Source organism: Butyrivibrio sp., from assembly GCF_017635265.1.
Taxonomy (GTDB): domain Bacteria; phylum Bacillota; class Clostridia; order Lachnospirales; family Lachnospiraceae; genus Butyrivibrio.
The window spans coordinates 1-5,954 of the sequence record NZ_JAGBLU010000111.1; the positions used below are offsets into that span (position 1 = coordinate 1).

Below are 5,954 nucleotides of genomic sequence, written 5' to 3' on the forward strand. Positions count from 1 at the left end.
AATGTACAAGATTATAAAGAACACTTGCTATATGATCATTCCTGCATAGATGTATGTTTGAGATCAATAAATAAGTGTTCCTAATCTCTTAGTTTGTCCTCGAGCTGCTCTTATGCACTGTCATAAGACTGCTCAGGTTGCTGTCAATAGTTTCTGATGGCTCATGGGCGGCTTTTGCCACCCACTACCATCGTTTTTGATACAGGGCTTAAGCCCGTTGTACCTTGATAATCTTATAAAGTTCATTAAGCGCAAATGAGATGGCTATTGCATCTTCAAAACACAGCGTTTCGTATGGATAGAGGAGCTCATGACTGGTTTCACTGACATCACTCAGCGATTCAAAGGTGCAGCCAACTTTCTTGTTGGGGACGCACAGGTAAAATCCGTCATGGCAATGTCCCACGATCAGCTTAAATGTGTCATCAAAGGCATATACCGTTGCTTCATAGGGCTCATTCAGCAATTCATCCACATCAAGTTTTGCTGTATGCATGGTTGTGTATGCATCATCAGGATCATCGCCGGTATATTCGGTAACAGGGAACTCGTAAGTGATCATGACACCTCGCTTCCCAGCATCTCGTGTTCAGTCACGAACTGAACCTGATGCTCGTCAATAAGACGCTTGTTCTGCTGGCTTGCATACATAAGACATCCATCACAGATGTGATTGATTCTTCTTGGTATGCCTGTTGAGACTTTATAGATCTCATCAATAGCCTTATCAGTAAAGATGTCTTTGCGGCCTTCGGCATAGTCAAGATGAGAATCTATGTATCGCTGAGTCTCAGATCTGTCAAGATGTGGGATGATACAGCTTATATCTATTCTGTGTCGTACTGCAGCATACCTCTGGAGCTTGAGCTTATCCCAAAGTTCGCTCTGTCCCACCAGTACAAGTGCCATAGGGCTCATTGAGTCAAAGCGATAGTTTAAAAGGAACCTGAATTCTTCAATGGTTTCTTTCTCGAGAAGATGAGCCTCATCAAGTATGCAGACTACTTTCTTGCCCTGGACGCCACGGATTATCTCTACTTCCTTTTGAAGCTGACGTTTGGCATCGCCTCTGTAAAATTTTGACTCTACGCCGAGTTGGTCAAGCATTCCTTTGTAGAACCACCTCGGAGTGAGCTTTGAGTCTGAAAGGTATAAGAACATGTACTCATCTTTTGGAAGCGATGTCACGAACTTTCTGATAAGTGTTGATTTACCACATCCGGCATCGGCAGTAACTACAGCGAAGAGCTGTCTGTCTGCCACATAAGTAAGCCTTCCAAGAGTTTCACTTATTGCAGCAGACTCATAGAGCTTATCTGGAGGAACATTTCTTGTAAATGGAGTATTCTTCATTTCAAAGTACTGCTCATACATGGCTGCCACCTTCCTTTCTGTAGGATGCGAAGGAAATGGCATCTGTAAGCTGCTTCTTAGACTGCTCATGTTTCTTTTCGAGAGCATCAAGGAATCTTGATGTCTCTGGAACAGCCTGTTGCACACTGATAGGAAGCGTTTCGTTCTTGTCGCAGTATTCACCAATCTTGAGTGGCTTTGCCGTAAAGGGCTCAATACCCGGATAAGAAATGGTGAGTATATCCGGTGACAGTGGGTCATAGGCAACTTCTACTACCTGACCGATAAGGGCTGGCTTGGTCTCGTATTTCTTGCCTTTGAAGCTTATGCAGGCGCCTTTGTCTACGTTGCGCATGGTGTGGTAGAGGAAAGCTTCAGCTACTGTATCGGCACTGATAAAGGCCAGAGGTCGCTTGTCACGATTGAACTCCTGGACAGGTGTTATCCCTTCTCTAGGAATGGTAACACCAATGCTCTCGTAGTATTCCTTTATCCCATCGTGAGGCTTTTTGTTATAGTACTCCTCGAGAAAGATGAACCAGAGGCGGTTAAGCTCTTCGACAGAAGTGACGTTTTTGAGCTTTGCCTCGCGGATGAAAGCATCGACTACCTGGTGGAATTTTTCCACCTTCCCCTTACTTTTTCCGCTCCTTACTCTGGCATGCCTTATCCTTATGCCAAGCCTGGTAAGAGAAAGCTTTAACTGTTTGGCAATGTACTGTGATCCGTTATCAAAGTAGCAGGCATCAAACTTTCCGTACCTGAGGATGACTTTTCTGAAGGTGTCTTCAACTATGGTCTCTTCCTGGTTGTCATAGAACTGTGAGGACAGTATCATCCTTGAGTGGTCATCTATCGCAGATGAGAGATATGTCTGGACTTTCTTTCCATTAATGGTGAGTATCGGTCCGTACTTGATATCTCCCTGTACCAACATCATCCTGTGAGGTTTGCAGAATCTCTTGGACGAGCTTTCTCTGGCATCGGAATAGACTTTGAGATGTTTTGTTCCAAAGCCCTGTTTGTACATATGCCTCTGAAGAGTTGATCTTTTCAGCACTCCGAGTGGGACTTTGCCTTCAAGCTCAAGGATTGTTATGATCTGGTCAACAGATCTTCCTGGGACTTCCAGACGCAGCTGTATGGCTTCTTTTACAAGGTTGTCAAAGTTCTCCGGCAGCTTGTGTGAATGCACTCCTGATTTTGGGACTGGCTTAAGTCCGGCAAACTCATTATCGCGGAATGAACTTTCATACCGGTACAGGGTTCTTGCTGAAATTTCATTCTGCGCTGCGATATTGTTCCTCATCTGGATTCTCTTGGCATTGTCCATCTCTGGATCCAAAAGCGGCGATATGAGCCTGAAACGTTCAAGAGCTTCACGTTCCTGCCATTTGATTGTGTCATTACTATCATTCATGTATGGTTACCTCCTATGAGGCAACTATACAAAAAGTGATCTTGACATTCTAAACAAAGTAGGTGCATAAAACCTACCAGACTGGGACAAGATAACCTCCGCTATTATATATGGCGCGGAGTATATATCCCAGCCAGTGAGGACTGACATCAAGATCCTTGATAGCATTGAGCAATGGCGTGCCTGATTTAAGGATGTCATCTTTGTGATCAAGCAGCCTGTATATGGTATTACGAAGGTATCCCTCAGCACGTTCCTTATTTTCTTCGTACCACTGGAGCCATCTTTTCATGGTCTCCTCACAGGGATAGTCTTCGGAATCCGCATCGTCAGATGTTACATAGCCATCTATGACTCCTGCAATAACTTCTGAGTCATAGTGCTTATATGGAACACAACAGTCTGGAAGCTCACTATGAAGGACTTCGCATTTATCACAACGAAACCTTCTGATGATGATCCATTCTGCTACACCGCCTTCCTTTTTACGTATTCTTTTTCTGGAATCGCGGTATTTTAGCTCTTCACCACAGTGAGGGCACGGTGGTGTGACCCCATTGCTCTTAACTAAAAATATTTTCTTTGTGGTGAGTTATCTCGTACTCTGATATAATGATCATGGTTGAAAAACCACGTCCCAGAGTACACGACTTGTCATGGAGGGTGCTCTGGGACACTCCTTTATACTGTTAATGACAGTATAAAGAGCAGTTCCGTGACAGACAAGTCGGTCTGATTTATGTTAATGTGAAAGGTCTACAACATCATTGCACCATTACCAATATCAAACTTGTAATATGTGTACTTTTCGTTTTCTATTGATTGAACGCTTTGGGGAACAACATTGTTAGCAAAAGTATTATTCTCATTCAAGAACGTTACCTTGCTGGTTTGAGCTCTTTTTATTATGTGCTCGCATGCTTCTTCCTCAGTTGAAAACACCTCATTATGGCAGCGCATTCCTCTTTCTGAGTCAGTTATAAAAAAGACGCAGGCTTCACTTTCGGCAACTCTATAAACACCAAATACATCAGGTAAGTTGTTTGTTCTCCCAATATTACATATATCAGCTCCTGAGACGTAATACTTAGGGCATCCGTAATAGTTCATTGGTAACAGCCCTTCTTTTTCCAAGAATGACTTTAATTCATCTATTTTCATGAACACTCACCTGCCTCTTTCCTCTTAAAGCCCTCTAGTTTCATCCATTTATTGCCATATTTAACCATTCATCTACTACATCCCAAAATCCGACGTTTTTTGCTGATTCTCCATCTTTAAAATACAAATACGCATCATTTGAATTATTATCTATTGCCAAATAATCACCCATTCCATTGGAAAAATAACCTAAATAGTCTTGAAGATTATCATTATGTGAATTATGGTCGACCAGTTCTTTAAGGTTCTCGATTTTGTTACTCTCTATTAGTCCCATTGCCTTAAAACAATAATCATAAAACCCGTCATGCAGATTTGTATAAAAAGGCTTTACAGTTGAAGCAAGTCCGCATTCATCCAAATGAACGTTATATGGATTTCCACCTATATAATATTTTTCTTCACCGACAGGACTCTGAATGACATAGAGCAAATAATATTTATTCCCCACTTTAAGAAGATTAATATCTCGTAGATTAGTCTTAAGCGAGTTTATAACTAACGATAACTCATTCCCAACTACTCTTTCCCATAATGAGATGGCGATGTTGATTCTCTTTTCTGGGGACTTTTCATTTACCAACGAAATCCATTCTCTGGGAACAATTCCTTTAAGGTCCTGTTCTTCCAATTCAAGGATTACAGTTATGTCTTCATTACACAAATTGTAAGCTTGAATCACTGATAATATACTCATTATTTATCTCTCTAAAAATTCCTCTAGACTATACATATTATTAAGTTCCCTATTCTATACTGCCTCTTTTAATCATAAAGCATGGGTTGCTAATTATCCAAGATCAATCGAAGTCTTAATATAATGTACTTCTAACTCAGACATCTTAAAGTCTTTAAAATATCCCAATAATACTCCACGGTCATACTCTTCTGTAAATCCGAATTCTTTGTACCAGCTTTCTTTAACATAGATGCGGAATGATTCGCCATCTGCTGAAATAAATATTTTGTGAGTTTTTCCCATATAGTCACATACGGCCTCAACATCATAAAACTCACTTAATTCATTTAACTCAACAATTTTCGAATAAACTTGAAGGTATTGATGTTTCTTAAATCCCTTGTCCTCATCCTCTTTATCTTTCGACCATATTTCTACATGCCTTTTATCATCCTCAAGAGAAGCGTGATATTCCTTCCCTTCATATATAGCATATCTTCCTGTTTTATCCATTCTTATAATTTTTTGCCTTTCTTCAGCAATCACAAAAGCTAATTCCTCAGGTATTTCATCAAAAGAACTAAAGATGTTTTCACGATATATCTTTCTATTATCTTCAGTAAACTCATATTTCATTTTATCAATTTATACTACTAGAAAAGATGGAATTTCTTTTGATAGTTCGTTGCACCCTATCCCAAAATGTATTGTTATCACTAGCATACATTTTGCCTCTATATTGCTTTAGCTCAAGTTCCATATCATTAGTTTTCTGTACTAATCTTTTTATCCTACCACTATCAAAGACTACAAAAGGTAAACGCGGGAATTTTCTCTTCATTAACTGCTCACTAGTGACATAATCATAGACCTGGAACAACTGAGCAGCATCTCCATTATCTATCATGTCATCAATAGCGTCCAACATTTGCAGGCTAATATTTTTATTCCCACTTTCATAAATTGGGTAGACAACATTTTCAAACATAACATCTGCATCAGTTACATCTAAGTAATAGGAATCCCGTTTATAAAATCGATACTTTTCATCATATCCCGTAAGCAGAGTTTTAAGACTCACATTCAAAAGTGCCTCTTCTGCTCTCTTTACACTCATATCAGTAAAAACTGTATCTTTAATTACAAAATCTGACATTATTTCTCCTCTTATCCAATCTTTTTGATAGTGAATGTTCCTTCTATGACAGTTGTCTGTATTGATCTGGTCTTCAACCATAGAAAAAGAATAAAGCCATGAATTATGATGCCCAAAGGGCACTTTTCAGGGTTCCCCTTGGGCATATCCAAATACGAATTCAGTTTTATTCCATCACAATCAAT

Annotated in this window: 8 protein-coding genes and 1 pseudogene; all 9 read right to left on the reverse strand. The window is 39.9% G+C overall.

Annotated elements, in window-relative coordinates; all coding sequences use genetic code 11:
• Positions 1 to 208 precede the first annotated feature (208 nt).
• The 9 genes and pseudogenes from J6O61_RS13740 to ifs all read right to left on the reverse strand — a co-directional run bounded on the left by J6O61_RS13740 (position 209) and on the right by ifs (position 5,769).
• Positions 209 to 562 carry a hypothetical protein gene (locus tag J6O61_RS13740; protein ID WP_292214413.1) on the reverse strand — a complete coding sequence of 118 codons (354 nt, stop codon included), beginning with the start codon at positions 560 to 562 and terminating at the stop codon, positions 209 to 211.
• Positions 559 to 1,374: an ExeA family protein gene (locus tag J6O61_RS13745; protein WP_292214417.1), complete on the reverse strand. Its 816-nt coding sequence runs from the start codon at positions 1,372 to 1,374 to the stop codon at positions 559 to 561. Before J6O61_RS13745 ends, J6O61_RS13740 begins: the two co-directional genes overlap by 4 nt.
• On the reverse strand, positions 1,367 to 2,773 hold the full coding sequence (locus tag J6O61_RS13750) for a DDE-type integrase/transposase/recombinase (RefSeq protein ID WP_292214420.1): 1,407 nt from the start codon (positions 2,771 to 2,773) through the stop codon (positions 1,367 to 1,369). The genes J6O61_RS13745 and J6O61_RS13750 overlap by 8 nt, the downstream gene beginning before the upstream one ends.
• Before the next feature lie 73 nt (positions 2,774 to 2,846).
• Positions 2,847 to 3,065, reverse strand: a complete 219-nt coding sequence (locus J6O61_RS13755) for a hypothetical protein (protein WP_292214423.1) — start codon at positions 3,063 to 3,065, stop codon at positions 2,847 to 2,849.
• Positions 3,066 to 3,350, reverse strand: a pseudogene (locus J6O61_RS19615) (DUF6431 domain-containing protein); the annotation flags it as partial.
• Between the two features lie 179 nt (positions 3,351 to 3,529).
• Entirely contained in the window at positions 3,530 to 3,934 is a 405-nt protein-coding gene (locus J6O61_RS13765) for a hypothetical protein (RefSeq protein WP_292214426.1), read from the reverse strand.
• Positions 3,935 to 3,974: 40 nt separating this feature from the next.
• The gene (locus J6O61_RS13770) at positions 3,975 to 4,631 is read right to left on the reverse strand and encodes a hypothetical protein (RefSeq protein ID WP_292214429.1); all 657 of its coding nucleotides are present in this window, start codon (positions 4,629 to 4,631) and stop codon (positions 3,975 to 3,977) included.
• A 93-nt stretch (positions 4,632 to 4,724) separates the two neighbouring features.
• The gene (locus J6O61_RS13775) at positions 4,725 to 5,249 is read right to left on the reverse strand and encodes a hypothetical protein (protein ID WP_292214432.1); all 525 of its coding nucleotides are present in this window, start codon (positions 5,247 to 5,249) and stop codon (positions 4,725 to 4,727) included.
• 4 nt (positions 5,250 to 5,253) lie between these two features.
• Positions 5,254 to 5,769 (reverse strand): NAD glycohydrolase toxin immunity factor, encoded by a 516-nt coding sequence (ifs, locus tag J6O61_RS13780; RefSeq protein WP_292214435.1) that lies wholly within the window; start codon positions 5,767 to 5,769, stop codon positions 5,254 to 5,256.
• Positions 5,770 to 5,954 lie beyond the last annotated feature (185 nt).

Coding starts and splice junctions, on each gene's coding strand:
- J6O61_RS13740 (WP_292214413.1), bottom strand. CDS start 562: ATGATCACTTACGAGTTCCCTGTTACCGAATATACCGGCGATGATCCT.
- J6O61_RS13745 (WP_292214417.1), bottom strand. CDS start 1,374: ATGTATGAGCAGTACTTTGAAATGAAGAATACTCCATTTACAAGAAAT.
- J6O61_RS13750 (WP_292214420.1), bottom strand. CDS start 2,773: ATGAATGATAGTAATGACACAATCAAATGGCAGGAACGTGAAGCTCTT.
- J6O61_RS13755 (WP_292214423.1), bottom strand. CDS start 3,065: ATGAAAAGATGGCTCCAGTGGTACGAAGAAAATAAGGAACGTGCTGAG.
- J6O61_RS13765 (WP_292214426.1), bottom strand. CDS start 3,934: ATGAAAATAGATGAATTAAAGTCATTCTTGGAAAAAGAAGGGCTGTTA.
- J6O61_RS13770 (WP_292214429.1), bottom strand. CDS start 4,631: ATGAGTATATTATCAGTGATTCAAGCTTACAATTTGTGTAATGAAGAC.
- J6O61_RS13775 (WP_292214432.1), bottom strand. CDS start 5,249: ATGAAATATGAGTTTACTGAAGATAATAGAAAGATATATCGTGAAAAC.
- ifs (WP_292214435.1), bottom strand. CDS start 5,769: ATGTCAGATTTTGTAATTAAAGATACAGTTTTTACTGATATGAGTGTA.